A 21,787-nucleotide genomic window follows, 5' to 3' on the forward strand; every position below is an offset into this window, starting at 1 on the left:
CCCCCCCCCCCCCCCCCCCCCCCCCCCCCCCCCCCCCCCCCCCCCCCCCCTCCCCGCCGCCCGCCCCCCCCCCCCCCCCCCCCCCCCGTCATCATTTGACGCATGCGCGCAAGTCCTACTTGCGCATACTTGAACGGCTCCGCACCTCGATTACGTCCGGGAGGATTGCAACGAATTGAGGAGCACAGGATGCGCATCTTTGTTGCGGGCGCGACCGGCGCGGTCGGTCAGTATCTTGTTCCGGCGCTGGTCGCCGCGGGTCATTCGGTGATCGGCACGACACGGAATGCGGCAAAAACAGATTTGGTGCGTCGATTGGGTGCAGAGCCGGTCGTCGCCGACGGCCTCGATGCCGGCAGCATGCACGCTGCGGTGATTGCGGCAAAGCCCGACGCCGTCATTCACCAGATGACGGATCTCGCGGCCGCCACGGACCTCCGGCATTTCGATCGGGCCTTCGCGCGAACCAACGAGCTCCGCACCCGCGGAACCGACATTCTGCTGAATGCCGCACGCGAGGCCGGCGCCAGGCGCTTCATCGCGCAAAGCTTCTGCGGCTGGACCTTCAGTCGCGCCGGGGGAACGGTGAAGACCGAGACCGATGAGCTCGACCCGCATCCGCCGCGAGAGCTGCGACGCACGCTTGAGGCAATCCGGTATCTGGAGCGAAGCGTCACCGCTTCGACGAAGCCGGAGGGTATCGTGCTGCGCTATGGATTCTTCTATGGACCCGGCACGGGCACGCTCTCGCCTGCGATGATCGACCAGCTGCGCCACCGGCGTGTGCCGGTGATCGGCGATGGCGGCGGCACGTGGTCGTTCATTCACACCGAAGATGCCGCCTCTGCCACGCTTGCCGCGCTCGAACGCGGGCGCGCCGGCAGCATCTACAATATCGTCGACGATCATCCGGCGCAGGTGAAGGATTGGTTGCCCGCGCTGGCCGAATTGCTCGGTGCCAAGCCGCCGCGTCACATTCCCGCCTGGCTCGGCCGCCTGCTTGCGGGCGAGCATATGGTTGCGATGATGACGGAGGTGCGCGGAGCCTCCAACGGCAAGGCCAAGCGCGAGCTCGGCTGGCTGCCGGCGCATGCCTCCTGGCGCGACGGCTTTGCCGATGCGGCACGGCAGCCCACCAGCCACCGCTCGGCGGCCTGAGGCATCACGCCAGCTTCCGCGGCAGCTCGCCGCCCTTGGTGAAGGCGTCGATCGCCTCGACCATCTGGCTGTAGTGGATGCGCAAGCCGTCCTCGGTGGCGTAGCCGAGATGCGGCGTCAGCACGAGATTGTCGAGCTTGCGGAAGGGATGCTCTGTTGGCAGCGGCTCGACCGAGAATACGTCGATGCCGGCGCCTGCAATCCTCTTCTGCTGCAACGCCTCGAGCAGCGCCTGCTCGTCCACGATCGGCCCGCGCGCGGTGTTGACGAGGAAGGCCGTCGGTTTCATCCGCGCGAGATCGGCAGCCCCGACCAGCCCGCGCGAGCGCTCGCTCAGCACCACATGGATGCTGACGATATCGGCCTTGGCGAACAGCTCCTCCTTGGTGGCGTAGCCGACGCCGGCATCCTTGCACTTCTCCGGGGTCAGGTTCGGGCTCCAGGCGATCACGTTCATGCCGAACGCCTTCGCAATGCCGGCCATCTTGCTGCCGAGCTTGCCGAGCCCGACGACGCCGAGCGTCAATCCTTCGATCTCGACGCCGGCAAAGGTCTGCCAGGGCTCGCCCGCATGCATGCGCGCGTTCTCGCGGCCGATGCCGCGGGTCAGTTCCAGGATCAGGCCCATGGTGAGGGGCGCAGTCGGATCGCGTGAATATTGCGTGCCGGCGATGGTGACGCCGCGCGCCTTGGCGGCCTCCATGTCGATCGAGGCGTTGCGCATGCCTGATGTCAGCAGCAGCTTCAGCTTCGGCAAGCTCTCGAACAGGCTCTTGGGGAACGCGGTGCGCTCGCGCATCGCGCAGACGATCTCGAAGTCGGCCAGCGCGCTCGCCGCGGCCTGCTCGGAGGCGAAGGGATGGCTGAACACGGTGACGTCGATGCGGTCGGACAGGCTTTGCCAATCGGCGACTTCGAGGGCGAGATTGAAATAGTCGTCCAGAATTGCACAGCGCAGCCGCGTCATCAGCGTTCTTCCATGGCGAGAGGTGGAACCAGGCCATGGTTGCGCGCAATCAGGACCGTGCGCAAGCCGTTCGCGTCTTCAAAAATCCGACAGGCGATAAGGGCTCAGAGGTCGCGGGGCTTGAGCCGGAACGGCGCATTCATGCCGTGCTTGGCGCGCCAGGCGGGGCCGGGGCCGCGCATGTAATGCAGTTCGGGCCGGTAGGGGTTGAAAGCGGTGGCGAAGAAGCGCTTCCAGAAGCCCTTGATCTCCGAGGCAAATGCGGAGGCGCTGCCGGCTTCCGCCGGAACGGGAAGGGAATGGGTCTCGATCACGGCCATGACGCTGTCTCGCTGTGCTCCCGTTCATTCTGAGCGGGTGGCGCTGTTTCCGCGCGAAACCGAGCTTTGGCCTGATTTATTAAAAGATAGTTTCAATTGTCCGGATCGGTGGCGGGATGGTGTCCGGCCCGTATTCATCCGTGGTGAACGGAGGGAAAACATTGCCCTTTGGGGGCGGGATCGCTACATCGGCGGCAAGCAAATTTCCTCAAATCGAAGGTTTTCGGGACCGATGGCGCGCCAGTTCATCTATTTCATGCAGGGCCTGACCAAGAGCTACCCGACCCGGAAGGTGCTCGATAACATCCATCTGAGCTTCTACCCGGACGCCAAGATCGGCGTGCTCGGTGTCAACGGCTCGGGCAAGTCGACGCTGCTCAAGATCATGGCAGGCCTCGACAAGGAATATAACGGCGAGGCCTGGGTCGCCCAGGGCGCCCGCGTCGGCTATCTCGAACAGGAGCCGCATCTCGATCCGGCACTCAGCGTACGCGAGAACGTCATGCTGGGCGTCGCCAAGCAGAAGGCTATCCTCGATCGCTACAACGAACTGGCGATGAACTACTCCGAGGAGACCGCCGACGAGATGACCAAGCTGCAGGACGAGATCGAGGCCCAGGGCCTCTGGGATCTCGACAGCAAGGTCGACCAGGCCATGGACGCGCTGCGTTGTCCGCCTGACGATGCCGACGTGTCGAAACTCTCTGGCGGTGAGCGCCGCCGAGTCGCGCTGTGCAAGCTGCTGCTCGACCAGCCTGAGTTGTTGCTGCTGGACGAGCCGACCAACCATCTCGACGCGGAATCGGTGTCGTGGCTGGAAGGCCATCTGCGCAACTATCCCGGCGCGATCCTGATCGTCACCCATGACCGCTACTTCCTCGACAACGTCACGAGCTGGATTCTCGAGCTCGATCGCGGCAAGGGCATTCCCTACGAGGGCAATTACTCGTCCTGGCTGCAGCAGAAACAGAAGCGGCTCGAGCAGGAGGGCCGCGAGGACGCTGCGCATCAGAAGACGCTGGCCCGCGAGCAGGAATGGATCGCGTCCTCGCCGAAAGCCCGCCAGGCCAAATCCAAGGCGCGCTATCAGCGCTATGACGAACTGCTGAAGCAGGCGAGCGAAAAGCAGACACAGACTGCGCAGATCACGATTCCAGTGGCCGAGCGCCTAGGTCAGAACGTGGTCGACTTCGAAGGGCTCAGCAAAGGTTTCGGCGATCGCATGCTGATCGACGATCTCACTTTCAAGCTGCCGCCCGGCGGAATCGTCGGCGTGATCGGCGCCAACGGCGCCGGCAAGACCACGCTGTTCAGGATGATCACCAAGCAGGAAGAGCCGGACAAGGGCACCATCACGGTCGGCGAGAGCGTTCATCTCGGTTACGTCGACCAGTCGCGCGACGCGCTCGATGGCAGCAAGAACGTATGGGAGGAGATCTCCGGCGGCAATGAGCTGATCCTGCTCGGCAAGAGGGAAGTCAATTCACGCGGCTATTGTTCGTCGTTCAACTTCAAGGGCGCCGACCAGCAGAAGAAAGTCGGCGCGCTCTCCGGCGGCGAACGCAACCGCGTGCACCTTGCGAAAATGCTGAAATCCGGCGCTAACGTTCTGTTGCTCGACGAGCCGACCAACGACCTCGACGTCGACACGCTGCGTGCGCTCGAAGAGGCTCTGGAGGATTTCGCCGGCTGCGCCGTCATTATCAGCCATGATCGCTGGTTCCTCGATCGCATCGCGACCCACATCCTGGCCTTCGAAGGCGACAGCCATGTCGAATGGTTCGAGGGCAACTTCCAGGACTACGAGAAGGACAAGATGCGCCGGCTCGGCCAGGACAGCATCATTCCGCATCGCGTGAAGTACAAGAAGCTGACGCGGTGATCTCAGCATGATGCGGCGGGTGCTCATCGCTGCGGTGATCGCTATCACCTGCGGCCTGTCGCCCGCCCGCGCTGCCGACGCCGCCTTCGCGCAGTTCATCGCCTCGCTGTGGCCGGACGCGGAGGCCGCCGGCGTGTCGCGCGCGACGTTCGAGCGAGAGACGCGCGGGCTCGAGCCTGACTACAAGCTGCCGGATCTGATCCTGCCGGGGCGGCCCGCAACGGGGGCGCCGTCGCAGGCCGAGTTCGTGCAGGTGCCGGCCGACTATGTCAGGGAAGCCTCGATCGCGCGCCTCGCGGGCGAGGGGCAGCGGCTGCTGCAAAAATATCGTCCCGCGCTGACGGAGATCGAGAAAAACTCCGGCGTGCCCGCCACCGTCATGCTGGCGATCTGGGGCCGCGAAACCGACTATGGCCGCTACACGCTGCCTTACGATCTCGTGCGCGTGCTGGCGACGCAGGCCTATGTCGGCCGCCGCAAGGACACCTATCGCAACGAGTTCATCCTCTCGCTGAAAATTCTCGGTGACGGCGTGGTGACACGCAAGGACATGCGCTCGTCGTGGGCCGGCGCGACCGGGCTCACGCAATTCCTGCCGTCCGAATATTACAAGCACGGCGTCGATTTCGACCGCGACGGCCGCATCGACATCTGGCATTCGGTGCCGGATGCGCTGGCCTCCGCCGCGCAGCAGCTCGTCAACAAGGGCTGGCAGAGCGGCGTACGCTGGGCTTACGAGGTGCAAGCTCCGGCCAAGGTCGATTGCACCGCCGGCGTGCCCGAGGTGACGAAGCCGATCGGCCAGTGGCTGCGCGAAGGCTTTGTGCCGGTGCGCGGACAAAAGCTCACTGCCGCCGAGCAGGCGCAGCCGGCCTCGCTGCTGCAGCCGGAAGGCATCTACGGCCCGTCCTTCCTGACCACGAAGAACTACTTCGTGATCAAGGAATACAATTTCTCCGATCTCTACGTGCTGTTCGTCGGCCATCTCGCCGACCGCATGACGAGCCCGCAGCCGTTCGCGACGCCGTGGTCTGCCTCGAAGCAATTGCGCACCAAGGATGTCGAGGCGATGCAGCGCGGGCTCACGCGCGTCGGGCTCTACAAGGACAAGATCGACGGCAAGGCGGGCATGCAGACGCGCGCTGCGCTCGGCGCCTACCAGAAGTCGGCAGGCCTCAAGGTCGATTGCTGGCCGAGCGAAGAGGTGCTGCGCTCGATCCAGGCGCGATAGCGAGCCGCAGTTCTTCGCCAAAGAAAAAGCCCGGCCGAGGTGCTCGGCCGGGCTTCGATCGCGGCGCTCATGAACGCCGTGCGATCAGATCAGTAGCAAACGCGAACCGGGCGGACGGTCCAGCCGTAGCCGTCCCAGTAGCGCTGGCGCTGCCAGTAGCAGGGCGGCGGCGGCGGGCCGGGCTCGGCCACATAAACCGGTCCGCCATAGGCGGGACGGCTCGATGCGATGGCACCGCCGACGATTGCGCCGCCGATCAGGCCGGCTGCGATGCCGGCGCCGACGCCGTCATGGGCTTGGGCGGACGGAGTGGCGGTCACCAGCGAACCGGCGATCGTCGCAACCGTAAGGGCGGCAACTAAAGTCTTCTTCATACTCTTGGCTCTCCTGAGAGATGGATGCTCCTTGTTAGGAGCGTCCGGGGTTCAAAGGTTCACGCAGACTCTGATGGAATTGGCCTTGCAGTTAGGAAGCGCGCAAATGGTCAATCCGCGGTAAACGCACACGGAGCTGTGACGAGAAAAAGCGGTCTTTTTCAGGCCCGGAGATGAACGGCGCATCTGGAATGAATCTGCTTGGGGCGACTTCAGCCACAGACTCTGACGCGGCGGACGCGCCAGGCATAACCGTCCCAGAAGCGCTGCTTCTGCCAGACGCAGCCGTCGCCATAATAGTCGTCGGCGACGTAGCCCGGGCCCGGTGCGTAGTAGCGCGGCGGATAGTAGCCCGGGCTATATCCCGGACCATATGCGTAGCCGGGGCCGGGGCCCGGTCCGTAATAATACGGAGAGGCCAGCGCCCCGCCGACAATGGCGCCGCCGATGATTCCGGCTGCCACGCCCGCCGCGACGCCGCGTTGCGCCTGGGCTGGTGTAGCGGCGCTAAGGGCCACCGCGGCGACGGCAGCGATTGCCAGGAGCGACTTCTTCATTGGCTGACCTTTCGAACAAAGCACACGGGAACTCTTTGAGGGTAAAGTTCCATATTTCGATTGAATGATCAATGAACGGCACCTTTGCCGGGGGCGACCAATTAACATGGACCGCAGCTCAGCCAGGGGAGGGCGATGATGGGTAACGCGATGATAAATGCATTGATCGCTGCCGGGGTCGTCTTCGCGATCGGCTACGGCTGGATCACCCATCTTCAGAACCGCAGCCAGCGGCGCTCCCGCGCCGGGGCCGGCGGCAATGGCGGTGGCGACACCGCCACCGGCACGAGCGACGGCTCCTCGTTTGGGAGCTGGTTTTCCAGCGATAGTTCCGGCAGCTCGACCGACGGCGGCAGCTGTTCCAGCAGCGATAGCGGCAGTAGTGGCGGAGATTGCGGGGGCGGCGGCGATGGTGGAGGCGGCGGGGGCGACTAGATCCGCCGCAATCTTGATCCAGCGCAAGGCCCTATTTTAGAGCCGTTCTAGGCTGTTTCCGGGCTAGTTTGGAATAGCTTCAAATTCCGCCTTTTCCTTTTGCATCCGGCCGGCCCCTTAAATATCGATGATGGCGCATCACCAAAGGGCCTGCCGCTTCCATGATCGTTTGTTCCTGTAACGTGCTGAGCGATGACGACATCCGCGCCGCCGTCGCCGAGTCCGACGACGCTGTGCGCCATGCCAAGCAGGTCTATGGGTGTCTCGGCTGTAGCGCCGAATGCGGCCGCTGCGCTCGGACGATCAAGACCATTATCGACGAAGCACTCGGCCCCTGTGCCACGTCCTGCTGCTCCGGCTGTCCGCACAACCACACTGTGGCGGCCAATGACGAGACGGCCCAGCCGGCCGAGTTCGCCCTCGCGGCCTGCTGAAATCTTCCGCAACCCTGGCTGAGCATTTCACCGGCTGCGTCCCGTAGCCGGTTGCTCCAGTCTTCAAACTCATTTAGAAGCGTTCTAAATTCGGTTTACGGCCGATTTGGACTGCAAGAGCTGGAGTGAACCATGCAGGGCGACGCAAAAGTTATCGATTATCTCAACAAGGCACTGCGTCACGAGCTGACTGCAATCAACCAGTACTGGCTGCACTACCGCTTCCTCGACAATTGGGGCCTGCGGGATATGTCCAAGGTCTGGCGCAAGGAGTCCATCGAGGAGATGGAGCACGCCGACAAGCTGACCGAGCGGATCCTGTTCTTCGACGGCTTCCCGAACATGCAGGTGCTCGATCCCTTGCGTATCGGCCAGAACGTCAAGGAGATCATCGAGTGCGATCTCGCTGCCGAGATGAGCGCGCGGGCGCTCTACCAGGAAGCGGCGACCTACTGCCACAGCGTCAAGGATTATGTGACGCGCGACCTGTTCGAGAAGCTGATGAGCGACGAGGAGCACCACATCGACTTCCTCGAGACCCAGCTCGACCTGATCGGCCGCATCGGCCTCGAACTCTACACCCAGAAGCACGTTGGCGGGCTCGAGGGCGAGGGACACTAGGTCCCTTACTCCGCACTCTCCATTCGTCATGGCCGGGCTTGTCCCGGCCATCCACGTGCTACCCTGCAACGAAGACGTGGATGCCCGGGACAAGCACGGGCATGACGCCCGTGTGCGGTTCGAAAGCCGGCTACAACTGCGTCTTGTAGAGCTCTTCCACGATCTCCTGACTCTGCGGCTCACCAAGGCCGGTTTGCTCGTGGACCACCTCGACGATGCTCGGCATCACCGAGCGCGGCACCTTCTCGGACGACCACAGCTTCGAGCGCATCAGGGCCTTGCCGCAGTGGAAATAGACTTCGCTGACGGCGAGGTTCAGCACCGCGCGCGGCGGCTTGCCAAACTCCACCATCGAGGCGAGCAGGTCCGGATCGGCGGACAGCGTGCCGCGGCCGCCGACGCGCAGCGTCTCGTCGAATCCGGGGACGAAGAACAACAGATGCACGAAGCCCGAGCCCTCGACGACATTTCGAAAACTGTCGATCCGGTTGTTGCCGGAGCGATCAGGCATCAGCAGCTGGTTGGGGCCGGCGACGTGGACGAAGCCAACGCCGCCGCCGCGTGGTGAGGCATCGACGCTGCCGTCCGCTCCCGACGTCGCGAGCACGCAGAACGGTGACATCTCGATGAATTTCTTCGCATGCGCATCGATCGCGGGGCGCGCTTTCGCGATCACGCGTGGGCTCGGCTGGGCATAGATGGTGGCGAGGTCTTCGGCGCAAAGATCAGTCACGAAGGTCTCCCTGGTGGAATGCCTGAGAATATCATCTCCCGGCGCGATCGCTATCCCCCTTGTCACGCCGCCGCGGCCACTCGATCACGCCAGCGCAATACAGAGCCCGCCCGATCAGGACCGGCTGAAGCGCCAGCCGCGGCCCGTGGTAGAGCCAGCTGTTGGGGATGCGTGGAAGGTCGATGCCCTCCAGGACATGCTTGATGTTTGCCGCCCACACGCAAAGCGCATAGAGCGCAAGCGCGCGTTCTGTCGTTCACAGGAACCATCGGCCGAGCTAGCACCGCGTCGAGGCGCTATCGCGCTACACCGCATCCGCCGGCACGAAGCAACTGATGATGATGGCGCCGCGGTGATGGACGTACCACACTACGGCCTGGCCGACCGGATTGCCGCGGTCGCGGATGATGGCGCGCTCGGGCACCTCCATCCATTGTCCCTCGATCGGCACCCAATAGGCGCCGCTGCGCACGTCGTACTCAGTGCGATGGCCGTCGGAGACGTCGCAGCAGGGCACGCCGTTCGGTGCGATCACGCTCTTGAACCAGGCGCGGATGTCAGGCGGGACGTGATCATATTGCCCGTTGTCGAACGCGAACGCTGCGCCCGTCAGCGCCGCCAGCCAAACGCACAGTACGAGCCTGTGCATGCGATCCTCCTCATCGCGTGTCGTGCCATTGGCGCGCGATTGCCCCGCGCGTCGATTCGTATCGTTGATGCGATTAAGCCCGACCTGTCAGCGCAATGCATGCTCAAATAATATGCGGCGTCGAGGCGCCGCATATGATGCATGGCGAACATGGCGGCAAGCCTGGCAATCCTACATCGTCCGCTGCGGCGCGGTTTGCAGAAACTGCCGGACCTGCTCGCTGTAGAATTTGGCGTTCCCCGTGGTGCCGTGGCCGCGCGTCTCCGTGCTTGCTGGGATGAGATACAGTTTGCCGTTCTTGACCCGCGTCATCGCAGCGTCCGTGAGGCCGGTCTCAGGCGGGTTGCGTTCGTCGTCGGCGGAATTGATCAGCAGCAGCGACGCTTCGATCGCCTCCAGCTTCTCGCGGGCATTGTAGTCATGCGAGGACTCCCACTGGTAGACGAAGTCGTTGGCATCTGCGGTGATCGCCATGGCCAGCCGCTCGTCGACGATCTTGTCGGCCTTCGCTGCCGTCGGCGCCTGCGATTGATAGGCCAGCGTTCCGCCGATGCTCGCGATGCCGTAGGCGGTGATCGCGTATTTCATCATGCGCGGCTGGCTGGTGTAATTGCCGCCATTGTAGTCGGGATCGCTGCGGATGGTGTCGAGCATGATCCGCCGCAGCATCCAGTTGCGCGACGCCATCTCGGTCGGCTGCGAGGCCATCGGGATCAGCGCGTCCATCGCCTTGGGATATTTTTCGCCCCACAACCAGGTGTGCATGCCGCCCATGGAATTGCCGATGACGAGCCGCAGGTGCTTGACGCCCAGCCCTTCCGTCACCAGGCGATACTGGGCTTCGACCATGTCCTCGTAATCGTATTTCGGGAAGCTCGTCTTCATCCCGTCGGACGGTTTTGACGATTTGCCATGGCCGATATTGTCGGGGATGATGATGTAATATTTGGAGGCATCCAGCGGCTGCCCCGCGCCGAACAGCTCGCCGGCAAAGGCTGGTGACAGCATGCTCGCGCCCGAGCCGCCGGTTCCGTGCAGCACCAGGACCGGCTGGCCGCTCGGCTCACCCACGGTGGTGTAGTGCAGCTTCAGCTCCGGCATGGTCTCGCCGGTGTGGAACTTGAAATCCCTGACGACCCAGTCGCCCTGCTTCGGTGCCGGATAATCGGCCGCCCATGCGAACGTCGAGATGGCCGACACAGAGACGGACAACAGGATGGCTGACAGCGCCGCGCAAGAAGCTTTCATGTCTATTTCCCCCGTGCGGCTCTGGTCGGCGGCCGCGTTGCGGCGGAACTTAGCAGAACTGTCCGGAAGGATGTAGGATTTCGTTTTCGCCGGTCGTCCTTGAGGGAAAGGTCAGGAGAGAGTGCATGTGCCGCAACATCAAGACGCTGTTCAACTTCGAGCCGGAGGCGACGGAGGATGAGATCCACGCCAGCGCGCTCCAGTTCGTTCGGAAACTGTCCGGCTTTAACAAGCCTTCGCAGGCCAACGAGGCGGCCTTCGATCGTGCGGTGGCGGAGGTCGCGGAGGCTGCGCGAAAACTCCTGACGTCGCTGCACACCCACGCCCCGGCACGCGACCGTGAGGCCGAGGCGGAAAAGGCCAAGGAACGTTCGCGGCTGCGCTTCGGCTAGGCGGCTCGAAGGTCCGTTCCGTGATCTGGCTCACGGTGAAAGCGGTCGCAACGCGCGATGATGTTCGCCGGGCTTTTGACACCCGGGAGCACGACCATGAGCCGCCCTCTTCTTCCGCTGAAAGCAGGTGCCGTCGTTTTCACGCTGCTGTGGACAGCGTGGATGACGTGGTGGAGCGGTTCGTTCTCGAGCGCGAACGTCGTGATCCTGGCCTTGTGCGGCGCAGCGGTCGGTTATCTCTGGTACCGCGCCATGCGCTGGCAGTTCGAGCGTATGGGCATGCTGCCGCGACGCGAGAATGGGACGAAATAGATTCGTCTGTCAGTCCTAGCCGTGCTTCTTCTTTTTCTTCTTCTTCCTGTGATTGTCGCCTTCGCTGTCCTCGTCCTCGTCACCGAGGGGCGCGTCGTCGGTCTCCTGCACGGCTGCCTCCAGCGCCTCGCGCTCGGCGGCTTCACGCTCGCGCTGGCGACGGCGCTCGTCCCAGGCGTCGAACAGTTGATCGAGCCACGGCAGCACCTGCTCGATCGACGGCAATGGGCCGGGCGGACCGGCCTCACCACGCGGGCCTTGCGGCCCCGCCGGCCCTTGCGGTCCGACAGGTCCCTGTGCACCGGCTGCCCCGCGCGGTCCGGCTTCGCCCTGCTTGCCTTGCGGGCCGGGCTTGCCCAGTGGTCCGGCCTTTCCGATCGGACCCGGCTTGCCCTGCGGCCCCGGCTTGCCACGCGCGCCATCGGGGCCCCGCTTGCCCGGATGGCCCTGTGGTCCCGGCCGCCCCGGTTCGCCCTGCCGTCCGCGCGGTCCCTGAGGTCCCTGCCGTTTTTGTTCGTCTGCCACGCCGCTGCTCCCTTGACCGGAAGCAAGCTAATTAGCGGCGTTTGACGACAGCGGCAATTCCGCCGGGCTCGCGCCTGGGCTTGATCAACACCAATCGGCCGCACGTCGCGCGCTAGTCGTGATAGGCCGGCACCTCGATGCCGGAGGCGGCGTAGAGCCTGATCTTGTTGCGCAGCGTGCGCACCGAGAGGCCGAGCACGCGCGAGGCGCGCGTGCGATTGCCGTCGCAACGGGCGAGCGTCTGCAGGACGAGCTCACGCTCGACCTCGTCGACGGTCGCGCCGATCAGCAGCGGAACGATCTGGTTCGGTGAAAGGAAATATGCGCCCGGTTCGGACGCAGCGACATGAACAGTGGTCATCGACACACTCCCCGATCAACGCCCGCCTCCCTCTTTGGAAGCGGATCGAGAACAAACGACCCCCAAGCCGTAAATCTACGGTGGGCGGGTTTGGTTAACGAAAGGTTAACCGCGGGGCGATCGCACCAATTGACCTTGGGAATGCCGCCGCACCGCCGCGATTGGCACGGATTGCATGTTCCCGCGAGCATACTCCGCATTGCCAAGCAGGCATCATCCCGCTCACACCGTCCGGTATCCGCCATCCACCATCACGATCGTTCCCGTGACGTAGGCCGACATGTCCGACGCAAGGAAGATCGCGGGACCCACGATGTCCTCGGGCTTGCCGGTGCGCGCCAGCGGGGTGTGATCGACGAAGGCCTGCACCAGCGCCGGATTGGTCGCGCGCACATTGGCGTTGATGTTGGTCTCGATGAAGCCCGGCCCGATCGCATTGACGCGCACGCCCTCCTTGCCGAGCTCGACCGCGAGCGCCTTGGTGAAGCCGAGCACGCCGTGTTTCGAGGTGGTGTAGGCCGCCGAGCTCGGCGTGCGCAGATGCACGAAGGACTGAATCGAGCCGATATTGACGATGCGGCCCTTCGCTACGCGCAACGGGCTCAGGAACGCCTGCGTCATGTTGAAGACGCCGTTGAGGTTGAGCGAGATGATGTCGTTCCAGTCCTTCGCCACCGTCTCCGTCTCCGCGGTGAAGGCGTTGCGGCGAGTGATCCCGGCATTGTTGACGAGGATCGAGACCTGCCCGACCTCGTCGGCGACTTGCTTGGCGAGCGCGAAGCAGTCGTCGCGTTTGGTGACATCGAGCGCAAAGCTCTCGGCCTTGCCGCCGGACTTGCGGATCCCCTCGGCGGCTTCCGCGACCGTGTCGGCGTTGACGTCGAGCAGCACCACTTGCGCGCCCTCGCGGGCGTAGCCGGCCGCGATGGCCCGGCCGATGCCCGAACCGGCGCCCGTGACGATTGCGATGTGGTTCGCGAGCAATGCCATGACAATTTCCTCCCGATTTCTTTTCGAAGTTTCATGAAAGGCTAACTCGAAATTAAGGGGTCGGAAACGGCGGCCTTGGCATACTGGTCTTGATTGCTAAACGTTGCGCGCATGATGGAACAGCTCGAATCCTGGAAATTCGCACTCGAACGCCTGCGGTCGGCGGACGGCGCCGATTGGGCCGAGGCGGGCCGGCTGGTCGCCGAGGTCGCGCGGATGAGCACCGATACCATGCTGCGTCAGGCCGCCGAGCAGGCGCTTCCGGTGCTGCGCCAGGCCGTGGACAATGACGATCACAGCGTCACGCTGGCGGCCCGGCGCCGTCTCGGCGTGGTGCTCGACGTTGTCCACGACCTGACCGCGCCGCGCTTCGGCCGCCGCAATGCTGCGCCGAAAAAATTGTCCAGCGAGGATCGCGCCCGCAAGGTGCTCGGCCTGCCGCTCGCGGTGCAGCTCACCTGCGAGGACATCAACCAGGCCTATCGCCGCGCCGCCAAGGGCATGCACCCCGACCACGGCGGCAGCGCCCAAGCGTTCATCGACCTTGCCGCCGCGCGCGATATCCTGATCCATCCCCGCGCCTACAAGGACGCGTGAGAGCTCATGTGCTATCCTGTAGCCCGGATGAGCGAAGCGACATCCGGGACGGGTCTAGCCCATGGTTCTGTATCGCAGAAATTTTCTTCCCGGCGGCACCTACTTTTTTACTGTAGCGCTCTTCGACCGCCGATCGACCATTTTGATTGAGAACGTTGACGCCCTGCGCGATGCCTTTTCGGGCCGCTCGCAGGGAGCGCCCGTCCGAGGTCGATGCGATTGTGATCCTTCCGGACCATTTGCATGTCGTCATGAACCTCCCGCCGCATGACGCCGATTTCGCGGGACGTTGGCGAAGGATCAAGGGGCATTTCAGCAGCGCACTACTGCATGCGGGTATCGACGTAGCCCGCCAGTCCAATGGAGAATTGGCTCTGTGGCAACGACGCTACTGGGAGCACACGGTTCGCGACGAAGATGATTTCGCCCGCCACGTGGATTACATTCACTTCAACCCAATTAAACATCGCTACGTCCAGCGCGTTTGTGATTGGCCGCATTCGTCCTTTCACCGATATGTGCGGGCGGGATTGCTCCCGGAAGATTGGGCGGGCGATGCCGGCGAAAGCGGGATTGCTTTCGGTGAGCGAGCCGAGGGAGGCTGACCGGGCGTAGGTTGAATTCCCGGATATCGCTTCGCTCATCCGGGCTACGGACGTCGGACTTGGAGTCGAGCCTCAGCTCTTGTTCACGCAGCTCGGATAGGGCGCGGCTTCGCCCGCTACGATCGGGCAGAGCTCGATCGGGCTGAGCGCGCGCAGACGGGCCTGCCAGCGGTCGTCGTTCACCGGCGGCTGGTCGGTTTCGGGGCCGCGCTCGGCCCATTGGATCGTGTAGTAGTCGCTCGTGCCCTTCAGCGTGACCAGCAGTGCGGTTTCGCTGTGCCGGGTCGGACCGCTGTCGACGCGGCCGCAGCCGATCACGGCGACGAAACCTTCGAACCGGCCGAACGTGGTGGCGCCAAGCGGCCTTGCCGCAAAGCTGTCGGGGCAGGCGGATTTGAAACCGCTTGCGATCGAGCCCGCGAATTTCTCGGGCGATGAACCTGGAGTGAGCGTCATGCCCTTCTCGCCGGTCACGGTGATCATCTCGGTCCAGCGTTCAGGCGTCTCGCCCTTCAGTACGGCCTCGCGGATGTAGTGGCCGCCCTTGGTGTTCTCGAACACCGCGGAAAAATTCGACGGCATCGCGAAGCTGACCAACTGGCCGAACACCGGCGAGATCACGCGGAAGGATTGCGGGGCCTGTGCGTTTGCCGTTGCGGCGATCAGCAGCGATGCGGCCAGAACCGTGGCTTTCGTCGGCGCGCGCATCGATTGGCTCCAAAGCCGCGAGGTGAAAAACAAGCGGGCAAAAACAAGCGGGCAAGGATGCTGGTTGGCGCGGGACGCTGGGAGGCGCCCCGAACAAGATGTGAGTAGGTCCGCCAGCTGGCCAGGTTCAAAGCGGGTGCGCGGAAAATGCGCGATCTCGGCCGAAAAACCAGTGGCGCGTCGAAAAGAAAAAAGGCGGACCGCTCGCGCGATCCGCCCTTTGAAATCCGATCTGTCGCCTCAGGCCTAGAGCGTGCAGCGGCGCTCCCCGCGCAGCTTGATCTGGAGCTCCGAGGCGGCGGTGAAGGTCGGGAGCGGCTTGCTGACGACCTTGTAGGTCGACACGCCCCACTGGAACGGCTTGTACTTCAGGTCCTCGTTCCAGACCTGGCAGATGCCGGTGTTGTCCCAGCGGATCACGTAATAACCGACCGCCGCCGACGCCGGCACGGCGAACACGGAGGTGGCGATGCCGGCAACGGCACAGAGGGCGAGAACGCGACGCATGAAATATCTCCTGATGGGAACGTGAGAGGAAACTGGTGCGGCAAAATGGTGCGGCTGGCAAGCGGGGCGGCGACCGTTCACGGACATGTCAGTCGTTGGTCGGCTGTTCGGATGCCCCTTATGCCTTGACTGTCGCCGGACTATCACACGTCTACCCCTTGGCCAGCGACGCGACCGCCTCGATCTCGATCAGCATCTTCGGATCGGGCAGTGCGTGGACCACGCAGGTGGTGCGGGCAGGGTAGGGCGGCGGCCCGAAGGCGCCGGCATAGAGCGCGTTCATGGCGGCGACGTCGGAGGCGCGGGTCAGCAGCACGTTGACCTTGACGAGATCGCGGATCGCGGCGCCGGCCTCTGCCAGCACGCGCTTGATGTTGACGGCGACGTTGGCGAACTGCGCCTCGAAGCCATCGGGCAGCGCGCCGCTCGCGTCGAAGCCGGGAATGCCGGAGACGAACAGGAGATCGCCGGTGCGCGTGGCAAAGGACAGCGGCGGCGCCTTGATGTGGGGCGGGGGCGCGAAATGCTGGATCGGCATGAGATCACCTCGGATGGACGGCAGGAAGCGCAAGCGTAGCGGCAGGTCGGGGCGCCTCCAACAAAAAACGCGAAAACAACCCCATGCACAGTAGGCATCCGGCGGGAATCATTGAGCTTTCTTTTTGACTTCGGGAAAAGCAAAATAACCGTTGCTCCGTCGGGCAAAACAGGGGCAGAATGGCATGATGGCGGGTGAGCGTCTTGTCGCGCCAAACTCCGCCGTCATGCCCCGGCTTGACCGGGGGCATCCAGGGCGCTGCGGCTTCTCGGTTCACCATCGCCCTCTCTGGAATACTGGATCGCCCGGTTAAACCGGCGATGACAGTTGAGTGTGTTGCTACAGACCCCGACTCACGTCCGCGCCCATCATGTTGCCGCCGCGATGCATCGGATACATTCGCGTCTGATTCGTTTCCCCCTTGAAGAATAGCCCCCGGAGACCCTCATGAAGTTCGCATCCACCTTCCGCGCCGCGCTGGTCGGCATTGCCGCGCTTGCCGGCCTCTCGACCTCGGCGCTGGCCGACGGCGGCACCGTGGTGCTGACGATCTACAAGGCGGGCTGGATCATCGGCGGCTCCGGCGGTTCGGGCGTACTGAACTTCCGCGGCCGCGCCTATTCGCTCTCGACCGGCGGTCTCGACTACGGCCTCGTCTTCGGCGGCTCCAAGACCGTGCTGCGCGGCCGCGTCTCCAACATCAACCGGCCCTCCGATATCGCCGGCGTCTACGGCGCCGCCGGTGCCGGCATCGCAGTGGGCCGCGGCGCGCGTGCGATCGTGCTGACCAACCAGAAGGGCGCCGTGCTCGAGCTGTCCGGCACGCAAGTCGGCCTGATGGCGAATGCGGATCTGAGCGGGCTCGCGATCACGATGCGGTAGGGGCGATCAGCTCAATTCCCGCATGAGCGAGAGCGACATGCGGGTCAACCCTCGGTCCCGGATGTCGCTGTCGCTCATCCGGGCTACGTTCCCGTCACCGCCGCGTGAATCCGTTCGCAATGTGCGACGAGATTTGCGTGCGCATCGACGAACGCCTTCAGCGGTGTCGGGATCGGAAAGAAGAAAATGTTGGCGATGAAGCCGTAGATGCCGGCATCGACGCTAGTCGGCGCCGCGCCGTGCACGAAGCCGGCCGCCGGCACGATCTCCGCCAGCACCTGCAGATCTGCGAGCCCCCGCGCATAGGCCTGCTCGGGCGTGTAGCGGCCGATGCCCTGGAAGTGATAACGCTGCGCATTATACGCCTTCGCCTTCTCGAATCCTGCCGCATCGATCTGCTTGTGCTGCGCGATGAAGGCGTCGCGAAACGCGGGATAATAACGCTCGTCCTTCCAGCGCGAATACGACATCACCCAATAGAGATCGTCGAGCATGCGCGTGACGAAGTGGTTGGTCCGCCTCTGCTCCGCAGTTAGCGCGGCGTCGATGGTGAGGCGGTATTTCGCGGTCGCATGCGCGATGATGGTCTCGCTGTCGCCGATCGTCTCGCCGTCATCCACGACATAGGGCAGCTGCCCGCGCGGCGCGGCGGAGGCATCGAACACATGCTCATGCGCGAACGGTACGCCCGCGAGCTTCAGGAAGGCATAGACCTTGAGGCCGTAACCGTTGTTGTCGGCGACACCGAACAGGTCTGGATAGGAGTAGAGGGTCAGCATGGGACGCTCCTCGCGCTGAAGTCGTATCGCCGCCGTGACGCGCTTGCAACAGTTCCGCGCTTTGTGCGCCGCCTCCTTCGATCGGAGGACGATTGCATCGTTGCTGGTTTGCCCCGACAACGCCATCCGGGATTGTTATACTCCGCATCCCCGTGACGTCAGCGATGGTGACCCTATGGCGAGAGAGCTGGAAGGCAAGGTTGCGGCCGTGACCGGGGCCGCGTCGGGCATCGGATTGGCCAGCACCGAGGCGATGCTGGCCGCGGGCGCGCGCGTGGTGATGGTCGACCGCGACGAGGCCGCGCTGAAGTCGCTCTGCGACAAGCACGGCGACGCCGTGATCCCGCTGCTCGTCGACCTGCTGGACCCAAAAGACTGCGCAACGCTGCTGCCGCGCGTTCTGGAGCAGGCCGGCCAGCTCGACATCCTGCATGCGAATGCCGGCACGTATGTCGGTGGCGATCTGGTCGATGCTGACACCATGGCGATCGACCGGATGCTGAACCTGAATGTCAACGTCGTGATGAAGAACGTGCACGACGTGCTGCCGCACATGATCGCGCGCGGGACCGGCGACATCATCGTCACGAGCTCGCTGGCGGCGCATTTTCCGACGCCATGGGAGCCGGTCTACGCGTCGTCCAAATGGGCGGTCAACTGCTTCGTCCAGACAGTGCGGCGCCAGGTCTTCAAGCACGGTATCCGCGTGGGCTCGATCTCGCCCGGCCCGGTCGTCAGCGCCCTGCTTGCGGACTGGCCACCCGAGAAGCTGAAGGAAGCCAGGGACTCGGGAAGCCTGCTGGAGGCCGGCGACGTGGCCGAGGTCGTGATGTTCATGCTGACGCGGCCACGCGGCATGACAATTCGTGACGTGGTCATGCTGCCGACCAATTTCGATCTTTAGGGCGCTAACGGTCCTGCGAACCCTTCGATGCAGCGGTGAATATCGCCAATTGCGCATCGAAAGCGCGCCTGAAGGCCGGCCGCGCTTCGCCGCGGGCGACATAGGCGGCGATTTCTGGATATTCGTCCAGCAGGCCTGACGCGTTCAACCGGCGCAGCACCGTCACCATCATGAGATCGCCGGCGCTGAACGCACCGTCGAGCCAGTCGGCATCGCCGAGGCGGCGGGACAATTCGCCGAGCCGGACACGGACGCGATCCTGCAGCGTGGGCAGCCGCTCCGCGTACCAGCTCTGGTCGCGCTCGAACAGCATGGCCATCCCGAGCTCGACGATCGGCGGCTCCAGTGTGCTGAGCGCGGCAAACATCCACGCGATCGCGCGGGCCCGGGCCTGCGGCTCCGTCGGCAGCAGCCCGGCATGGCGCTCCGCGATATGGAGCACGATCGCGCCGGTCTCGAACAAGGCGAGGTCGCCGTCCTCGTAGGTCGGGATCTGCCCGAATGGATGTAGCGCGAGATGCGCGGGCCCCTTCATGTCCGCGAACGAAACCAGATGGACCTCGTAAGGCTGCCCCACCTCTTCGAGCGCCCAGCGCACCCGCATGTCGCGGGCCTGTCCGCGGCCGCGGTCGGGCGAGTTTGCGAAGGCGGTGATGGTGGGAGGCATCGGAGGTCTCCGGGGTTGATCGCGTTTTGCGTTCGGAGGACGAATGGAATGAGTGGATTCCGACAGGTTAATGGGTTTTCGTGGACCCCGTAGCCCGCATGAGCGATAGCGATATGCGGGGCAGCTGCCGGCCCCGGATGTCGCTGTCGCTCATCCGGGCTACAAGAAAAACCCGCCGCCACTGTCGGATCGTTGCCTCCTGCCTCGTCCTTGGAACATCGGCGCGCCGCCGCGCGGCCGCGCGAGACAAAAGGATTTCCATTCATGACCTCCATCACGCCGTTTCTCTGGTTCGACAACAACGTGCCGGAGGCCGTCGCCTTCTACAAATCGGTGTTTCCCAATGCCAAGGTTGAGACCGTCAGCGACTTCATGGCGGTGTTCGAGCTCGAAGGCCAGCGCTTCAACGCGCTCAACGGGGGGCCGCAATACAAGTTCAACGAGGCGGTGTCGTTCTTCATCAGCGTGGAAACGCAGGCGGAAGTCGATTATTTCTGGGACAGGCTCACCGCCGACGGCGGCGAGGAATCCCGCTGTGGCTGGCTCAAGGACAAGTTCGGGCTGTCCTGGCAGGTGATCCCATCAGCGCTCGGCCGCTATCTCGGCGACCCCGACCGCAGCAAGGCGAACCGCGTCGTGCAGGCGATGATGCAGATGAGAAAGATCGTGATTGCGGACCTGGACAGGGCGTATGCGGGGTGAGGGGCGGGCCGTGGTGACGGTGCCAACTCCTCATGGTGAGGAGGCGCGTAGCGCCGTCTCGAACCATGCAGGCCCACATCCCGCCGCGGCTATCCTTCGAGACGCCCGCTACGCGGTCTCCTCAGGATGAGGTCTGTGGGTGTTGAGTGTCCAGTGCAGCGACCCACGCCGCAAGCTCGCGCCACGGCTCCAGCGTCCAATGCCCGGACGCCGCACCCGACGGCGACGGCAGCACGAACACCTCGGGCAAGCTCTCATCCCGCGGCTGCCGCCCCAGCGCAATCCCGCTCGACGGCCTGCCATAAAACAAGCTCGCCGCCTTCTTGCTCGTGAATGCAATCGTCCTCGGGCGAAACTTTTCGATCTTGGCCCTGAACCCCGGCACGTCGATTGTCTCAGCCGCGATCTGGTGATCCATTCCGGCGCCCGACTTCGACAGATCAGTGAAGCCGATCCCGAGCTCGAGCAGGCTTGCGAACTCGCCCGGCTGATAGCGCCGCGGCGTGATCCCTGCCTCATCGATCGCGCGCCAGAAGCGATTGCCGGGATGGGCGTAGTAGTGCCCCAGCTCGGCCGAACGCGTCGAGGCAGCGGTGCCCACGAAGACGAGACGGAGGTTGGGGCGGAGTTGGTCAGGGAGGCGGTGGAGGGCGGGGTCGGGCAAATCAGGCCTCGGGAGGATCGTCAGCATTGTAGTCCGCATGAAGCGAAGCGGAATGCGGGAGCTGGGCTTCGCTCGCGCTCCATCTGGGCTACGCTTGCTCGCTGCGCAGGGTAGGTTAGTGCAGCGTAGCCCACCAATCGTCCAGCATCCTGCGTGCTGTCACGAGCATCGGCATAAGCAATCGCCCTGCAACGGTCATGCAGCCGGGGCCATTCTGCTCTTCTTTCTCCTTGAGAATGCCGGCAGCAACAAGTGCGGCGCGATCATCCGGGCAAAATTCGGAAGATTTTCGATCCAACTCCTCAAGGCTGAGTGAAGTTGCGAGAATGCAGGCGCCGGTACCGCGATGTCCTGCGGTCTGTGCGATTGATTTGAGTATCAACTTGTAAGCGCGCGTCGCCGTTATCTGGTGGTCCCAAGGGGATTGCAGCCACCAATTGCCGGCAACGATCCGCGCGGTAGAGACGACGCCGGCGTGGTAGGACGTCGTTGGGTCGCCAAAGCTCGTAGAAAATGCATAGCGCCAATTCCAAGCCTCGACCTTCATATCGACCGGAATAAGAAGATACTTGAACGAAGGCGAATTTCCTTCGTTTTCTGTTCGCTGGATGAAGCGGTCTGCCACCCTGGTGACCTCGAACTGCGTGGGCGTTGCACGCAATTCGGGTCCGAGTGGAAGGTCGAGAGCCCGCACGGTGACGGGCGCGGTGAGCACGCGCTGAAGCGCGCAAACCAGCGGATGAACGAACTCGGTGCGCTTCAAGTCTGATTGGATGTAAAGCACGACCTCTGCAGGCGCGATCGGCCCGCCGGCCACGCGTGGCTGCTCCTGCGCCGGCGCACCTGAAATCTCGGCGAGTAGGAAGAAGAATATCAGATCATGTAATCTGTACTTCAAAGGTGCGATACCGCTCGCGCCACAGGGGCCTGCTGTCTATCTTACAGCGATATGAAGCGAACTCGCAACCAACGGAGGTGGAGACTTCACAAGGTAGGTTAGCGAAGTGTAACCTCCATGTTGGAGAAGAAAGCGATTGATGATACT

Annotated in this window: 29 protein-coding genes and 2 pseudogenes; 13 read left to right on the forward strand and 18 right to left on the reverse strand. The window is 63.9% G+C overall.

The features are described 5' to 3' along the window. The first annotated feature begins 189 nt into the window (after positions 1-189). A complete protein-coding gene (locus AC0L3A_RS05985) occupies positions 190-1,158 on the forward strand; it encodes an NAD-dependent epimerase/dehydratase family protein (protein WP_473253824.1) in 969 nt (322 codons plus the stop codon). Positions 1,159-1,162: 4 nt separating this feature from the next. Here the strand turns inward: AC0L3A_RS05985 and AC0L3A_RS05990 are convergent, their stop codons facing one another. Together AC0L3A_RS05990 and AC0L3A_RS05995 are read right to left on the reverse strand one after the other, a co-directional pair. Next, positions 1,163-2,125 (reverse strand): D-2-hydroxyacid dehydrogenase family protein, encoded by a 963-nt coding sequence (locus AC0L3A_RS05990; RefSeq protein WP_473253826.1) that lies wholly within the window; start codon positions 2,123-2,125, stop codon positions 1,163-1,165. A gap of 104 nt (positions 2,126-2,229) precedes the next feature. After that, complete coding sequence (locus AC0L3A_RS05995; RefSeq protein WP_007600706.1) at positions 2,230-2,445, reverse strand: hypothetical protein; 216 nt, start codon at positions 2,443-2,445, stop codon at positions 2,230-2,232. A gap of 232 nt (positions 2,446-2,677) precedes the next feature. Here AC0L3A_RS05995 and ettA point away from each other — a divergent pair, with 232 nt between their 5' ends. Together ettA and AC0L3A_RS06005 are read left to right on the forward strand one after the other, a co-directional pair. Continuing rightward, positions 2,678-4,327 carry an energy-dependent translational throttle protein EttA gene (gene ettA / locus AC0L3A_RS06000; RefSeq protein ID WP_007600707.1) on the forward strand — a complete coding sequence of 550 codons (1,650 nt, stop codon included), beginning with the start codon at positions 2,678-2,680 and terminating at the stop codon, positions 4,325-4,327. A gap of 7 nt (positions 4,328-4,334) precedes the next feature. Continuing rightward, on the forward strand, positions 4,335-5,558 hold the full coding sequence (locus AC0L3A_RS06005) for a lytic murein transglycosylase (protein ID WP_219685472.1): 1,224 nt from the start codon (positions 4,335-4,337) through the stop codon (positions 5,556-5,558). Positions 5,559-5,647: 89 nt separating this feature from the next. Here the strand turns inward: AC0L3A_RS06005 and AC0L3A_RS06010 are convergent, their stop codons facing one another. Both AC0L3A_RS06010 and AC0L3A_RS06015 read right to left on the reverse strand, forming a co-directional pair. Continuing rightward, positions 5,648-5,932, reverse strand: a complete 285-nt coding sequence (locus tag AC0L3A_RS06010) for a hypothetical protein (RefSeq protein ID WP_007600714.1) — start codon at positions 5,930-5,932, stop codon at positions 5,648-5,650. Between the two features lie 212 nt (positions 5,933-6,144). Further along, positions 6,145-6,489 carry a hypothetical protein gene (locus AC0L3A_RS06015; RefSeq protein WP_219685473.1) on the reverse strand — a complete coding sequence of 115 codons (345 nt, stop codon included), beginning with the start codon at positions 6,487-6,489 and terminating at the stop codon, positions 6,145-6,147. Between the two features lie 135 nt (positions 6,490-6,624). Here AC0L3A_RS06015 and AC0L3A_RS06020 point away from each other — a divergent pair, with 135 nt between their 5' ends. The 3 genes from AC0L3A_RS06020 to bfr all read left to right on the forward strand — a co-directional run bounded on the left by AC0L3A_RS06020 (position 6,625) and on the right by bfr (position 7,979). Then, positions 6,625-6,924, forward strand: coding sequence for a hypothetical protein (locus AC0L3A_RS06020; protein WP_354201078.1), 300 nt, complete (start codon positions 6,625-6,627; stop codon positions 6,922-6,924). 161 nt (positions 6,925-7,085) lie between these two features. Further along, the gene (locus AC0L3A_RS06025; protein ID WP_007600718.1) at positions 7,086-7,358 is read left to right on the forward strand and encodes a (2Fe-2S)-binding protein; all 273 of its coding nucleotides are present in this window, start codon (positions 7,086-7,088) and stop codon (positions 7,356-7,358) included. Between the two features lie 132 nt (positions 7,359-7,490). Beyond that, positions 7,491-7,979, forward strand: coding sequence for a bacterioferritin (gene bfr, locus AC0L3A_RS06030; RefSeq protein ID WP_007600720.1), 489 nt, complete (start codon positions 7,491-7,493; stop codon positions 7,977-7,979). Between the two features lie 130 nt (positions 7,980-8,109). On the opposite strand, the gene AC0L3A_RS06035 is transcribed toward bfr, so the two are convergent. From AC0L3A_RS06035 to AC0L3A_RS06050, 4 genes and pseudogenes are all read right to left on the reverse strand, one after another. Then, on the reverse strand, positions 8,110-8,712 hold the full coding sequence (locus AC0L3A_RS06035; RefSeq protein WP_007600722.1) for an MSMEG_1061 family FMN-dependent PPOX-type flavoprotein: 603 nt from the start codon (positions 8,710-8,712) through the stop codon (positions 8,110-8,112). A 31-nt stretch (positions 8,713-8,743) separates the two neighbouring features. Next, positions 8,744-8,956, reverse strand: a pseudogene (locus AC0L3A_RS06040) (DoxX family protein); the annotation flags it as partial. Positions 8,957-9,016: 60 nt separating this feature from the next. Then, positions 9,017-9,361 carry a hypothetical protein gene (locus AC0L3A_RS06045; protein WP_007600723.1) on the reverse strand — a complete coding sequence of 115 codons (345 nt, stop codon included), beginning with the start codon at positions 9,359-9,361 and terminating at the stop codon, positions 9,017-9,019. A 171-nt stretch (positions 9,362-9,532) separates the two neighbouring features. After that, the gene (locus AC0L3A_RS06050) at positions 9,533-10,609 is read right to left on the reverse strand and encodes an alpha/beta fold hydrolase (RefSeq protein WP_473253827.1); all 1,077 of its coding nucleotides are present in this window, start codon (positions 10,607-10,609) and stop codon (positions 9,533-9,535) included. A gap of 125 nt (positions 10,610-10,734) precedes the next feature. On the opposite strand from AC0L3A_RS06050, the gene AC0L3A_RS06055 reads away from it, so the two are divergent. After that, positions 10,735-11,001 (forward strand): DUF2277 domain-containing protein, encoded by a 267-nt coding sequence (locus AC0L3A_RS06055; protein WP_007600726.1) that lies wholly within the window; start codon positions 10,735-10,737, stop codon positions 10,999-11,001. Between the two features lie 96 nt (positions 11,002-11,097). Further along, positions 11,098-11,313 carry a hypothetical protein gene (locus tag AC0L3A_RS06060; protein WP_007600728.1) on the forward strand — a complete coding sequence of 72 codons (216 nt, stop codon included), beginning with the start codon at positions 11,098-11,100 and terminating at the stop codon, positions 11,311-11,313. Positions 11,314-11,328: 15 nt separating this feature from the next. Here the strand turns inward: AC0L3A_RS06060 and AC0L3A_RS06065 are convergent, their stop codons facing one another. The 3 genes from AC0L3A_RS06065 to AC0L3A_RS06075 form a co-directional block, all read right to left on the reverse strand. Next, positions 11,329-11,838 (reverse strand): collagen-like domain-containing protein, encoded by a 510-nt coding sequence (locus tag AC0L3A_RS06065; RefSeq protein ID WP_007600730.1) that lies wholly within the window; start codon positions 11,836-11,838, stop codon positions 11,329-11,331. Between the two features lie 112 nt (positions 11,839-11,950). Then, positions 11,951-12,199 carry a helix-turn-helix domain-containing protein gene (locus AC0L3A_RS06070; RefSeq protein ID WP_027519697.1) on the reverse strand — a complete coding sequence of 83 codons (249 nt, stop codon included), beginning with the start codon at positions 12,197-12,199 and terminating at the stop codon, positions 11,951-11,953. 222 nt (positions 12,200-12,421) lie between these two features. Next, a complete protein-coding gene (locus AC0L3A_RS06075; RefSeq protein WP_007600732.1) occupies positions 12,422-13,189 on the reverse strand; it encodes an SDR family NAD(P)-dependent oxidoreductase in 768 nt (255 codons plus the stop codon). 111 nt (positions 13,190-13,300) lie between these two features. Between AC0L3A_RS06075 and AC0L3A_RS06080 the strand changes: the two genes are divergently transcribed. Together AC0L3A_RS06080 and AC0L3A_RS06085 are read left to right on the forward strand one after the other, a co-directional pair. Next, positions 13,301-13,786, forward strand: a complete 486-nt coding sequence (locus AC0L3A_RS06080; protein ID WP_035994230.1) for a molecular chaperone DnaJ — start codon at positions 13,301-13,303, stop codon at positions 13,784-13,786. Between the two features lie 61 nt (positions 13,787-13,847). Continuing rightward, positions 13,848-14,391 (forward strand): annotated as a pseudogene (locus AC0L3A_RS06085) (REP-associated tyrosine transposase). Between the two features lie 72 nt (positions 14,392-14,463). Here the strand turns inward: AC0L3A_RS06085 and AC0L3A_RS06090 are convergent. The 3 genes from AC0L3A_RS06090 to AC0L3A_RS06100 all read right to left on the reverse strand — a co-directional run bounded on the left by AC0L3A_RS06090 (position 14,464) and on the right by AC0L3A_RS06100 (position 16,144). Next, on the reverse strand, positions 14,464-15,099 hold the full coding sequence (locus tag AC0L3A_RS06090) for a hypothetical protein (RefSeq protein WP_007600737.1): 636 nt from the start codon (positions 15,097-15,099) through the stop codon (positions 14,464-14,466). A 246-nt stretch (positions 15,100-15,345) separates the two neighbouring features. Then, positions 15,346-15,606 carry a hypothetical protein gene (locus tag AC0L3A_RS06095; RefSeq protein ID WP_007600739.1) on the reverse strand — a complete coding sequence of 87 codons (261 nt, stop codon included), beginning with the start codon at positions 15,604-15,606 and terminating at the stop codon, positions 15,346-15,348. Between the two features lie 151 nt (positions 15,607-15,757). Beyond that, the gene (locus AC0L3A_RS06100) at positions 15,758-16,144 is read right to left on the reverse strand and encodes a RidA family protein (RefSeq protein ID WP_007600740.1); all 387 of its coding nucleotides are present in this window, start codon (positions 16,142-16,144) and stop codon (positions 15,758-15,760) included. A gap of 447 nt (positions 16,145-16,591) precedes the next feature. Between AC0L3A_RS06100 and AC0L3A_RS06105 the strand changes: the two genes are divergently transcribed. After that, positions 16,592-17,026, forward strand: coding sequence for a hypothetical protein (locus AC0L3A_RS06105; protein WP_007600742.1), 435 nt, complete (start codon positions 16,592-16,594; stop codon positions 17,024-17,026). Between the two features lie 83 nt (positions 17,027-17,109). On the opposite strand, the gene AC0L3A_RS06110 is transcribed toward AC0L3A_RS06105, so the two are convergent. Further along, positions 17,110-17,805, reverse strand: a complete 696-nt coding sequence (locus AC0L3A_RS06110) for a glutathione S-transferase family protein (RefSeq protein ID WP_354128959.1) — start codon at positions 17,803-17,805, stop codon at positions 17,110-17,112. Positions 17,806-17,980: 175 nt separating this feature from the next. On the opposite strand from AC0L3A_RS06110, the gene AC0L3A_RS06115 reads away from it, so the two are divergent. Then, positions 17,981-18,709 carry an SDR family oxidoreductase gene (locus tag AC0L3A_RS06115; RefSeq protein WP_007600747.1) on the forward strand — a complete coding sequence of 243 codons (729 nt, stop codon included), beginning with the start codon at positions 17,981-17,983 and terminating at the stop codon, positions 18,707-18,709. Between the two features lie 4 nt (positions 18,710-18,713). Here AC0L3A_RS06115 and AC0L3A_RS06120 read toward each other — a convergent pair whose 3' ends face one another. Further along, positions 18,714-19,376 (reverse strand): glutathione S-transferase family protein, encoded by a 663-nt coding sequence (locus AC0L3A_RS06120; RefSeq protein ID WP_007600757.1) that lies wholly within the window; start codon positions 19,374-19,376, stop codon positions 18,714-18,716. A gap of 264 nt (positions 19,377-19,640) precedes the next feature. Here AC0L3A_RS06120 and AC0L3A_RS06125 point away from each other — a divergent pair, with 264 nt between their 5' ends. Next, positions 19,641-20,078, forward strand: coding sequence for a VOC family protein (locus AC0L3A_RS06125; RefSeq protein WP_007600759.1), 438 nt, complete (start codon positions 19,641-19,643; stop codon positions 20,076-20,078). Positions 20,079-20,199: 121 nt separating this feature from the next. On the opposite strand, the gene AC0L3A_RS06130 is transcribed toward AC0L3A_RS06125, so the two are convergent. Both AC0L3A_RS06130 and AC0L3A_RS06135 read right to left on the reverse strand, forming a co-directional pair. Next, a complete protein-coding gene (locus AC0L3A_RS06130; RefSeq protein ID WP_007600761.1) occupies positions 20,200-20,769 on the reverse strand; it encodes a mismatch-specific DNA-glycosylase in 570 nt (189 codons plus the stop codon). An 88-nt stretch (positions 20,770-20,857) separates the two neighbouring features. After that, complete coding sequence (locus AC0L3A_RS06135) at positions 20,858-21,640, reverse strand: hypothetical protein (RefSeq protein ID WP_035994232.1); 783 nt, start codon at positions 21,638-21,640, stop codon at positions 20,858-20,860. Positions 21,641-21,787: the final 147 nt, after the last annotated feature.

This window comes from Bradyrhizobium sp. MI1.3 (assembly GCF_055811695.1).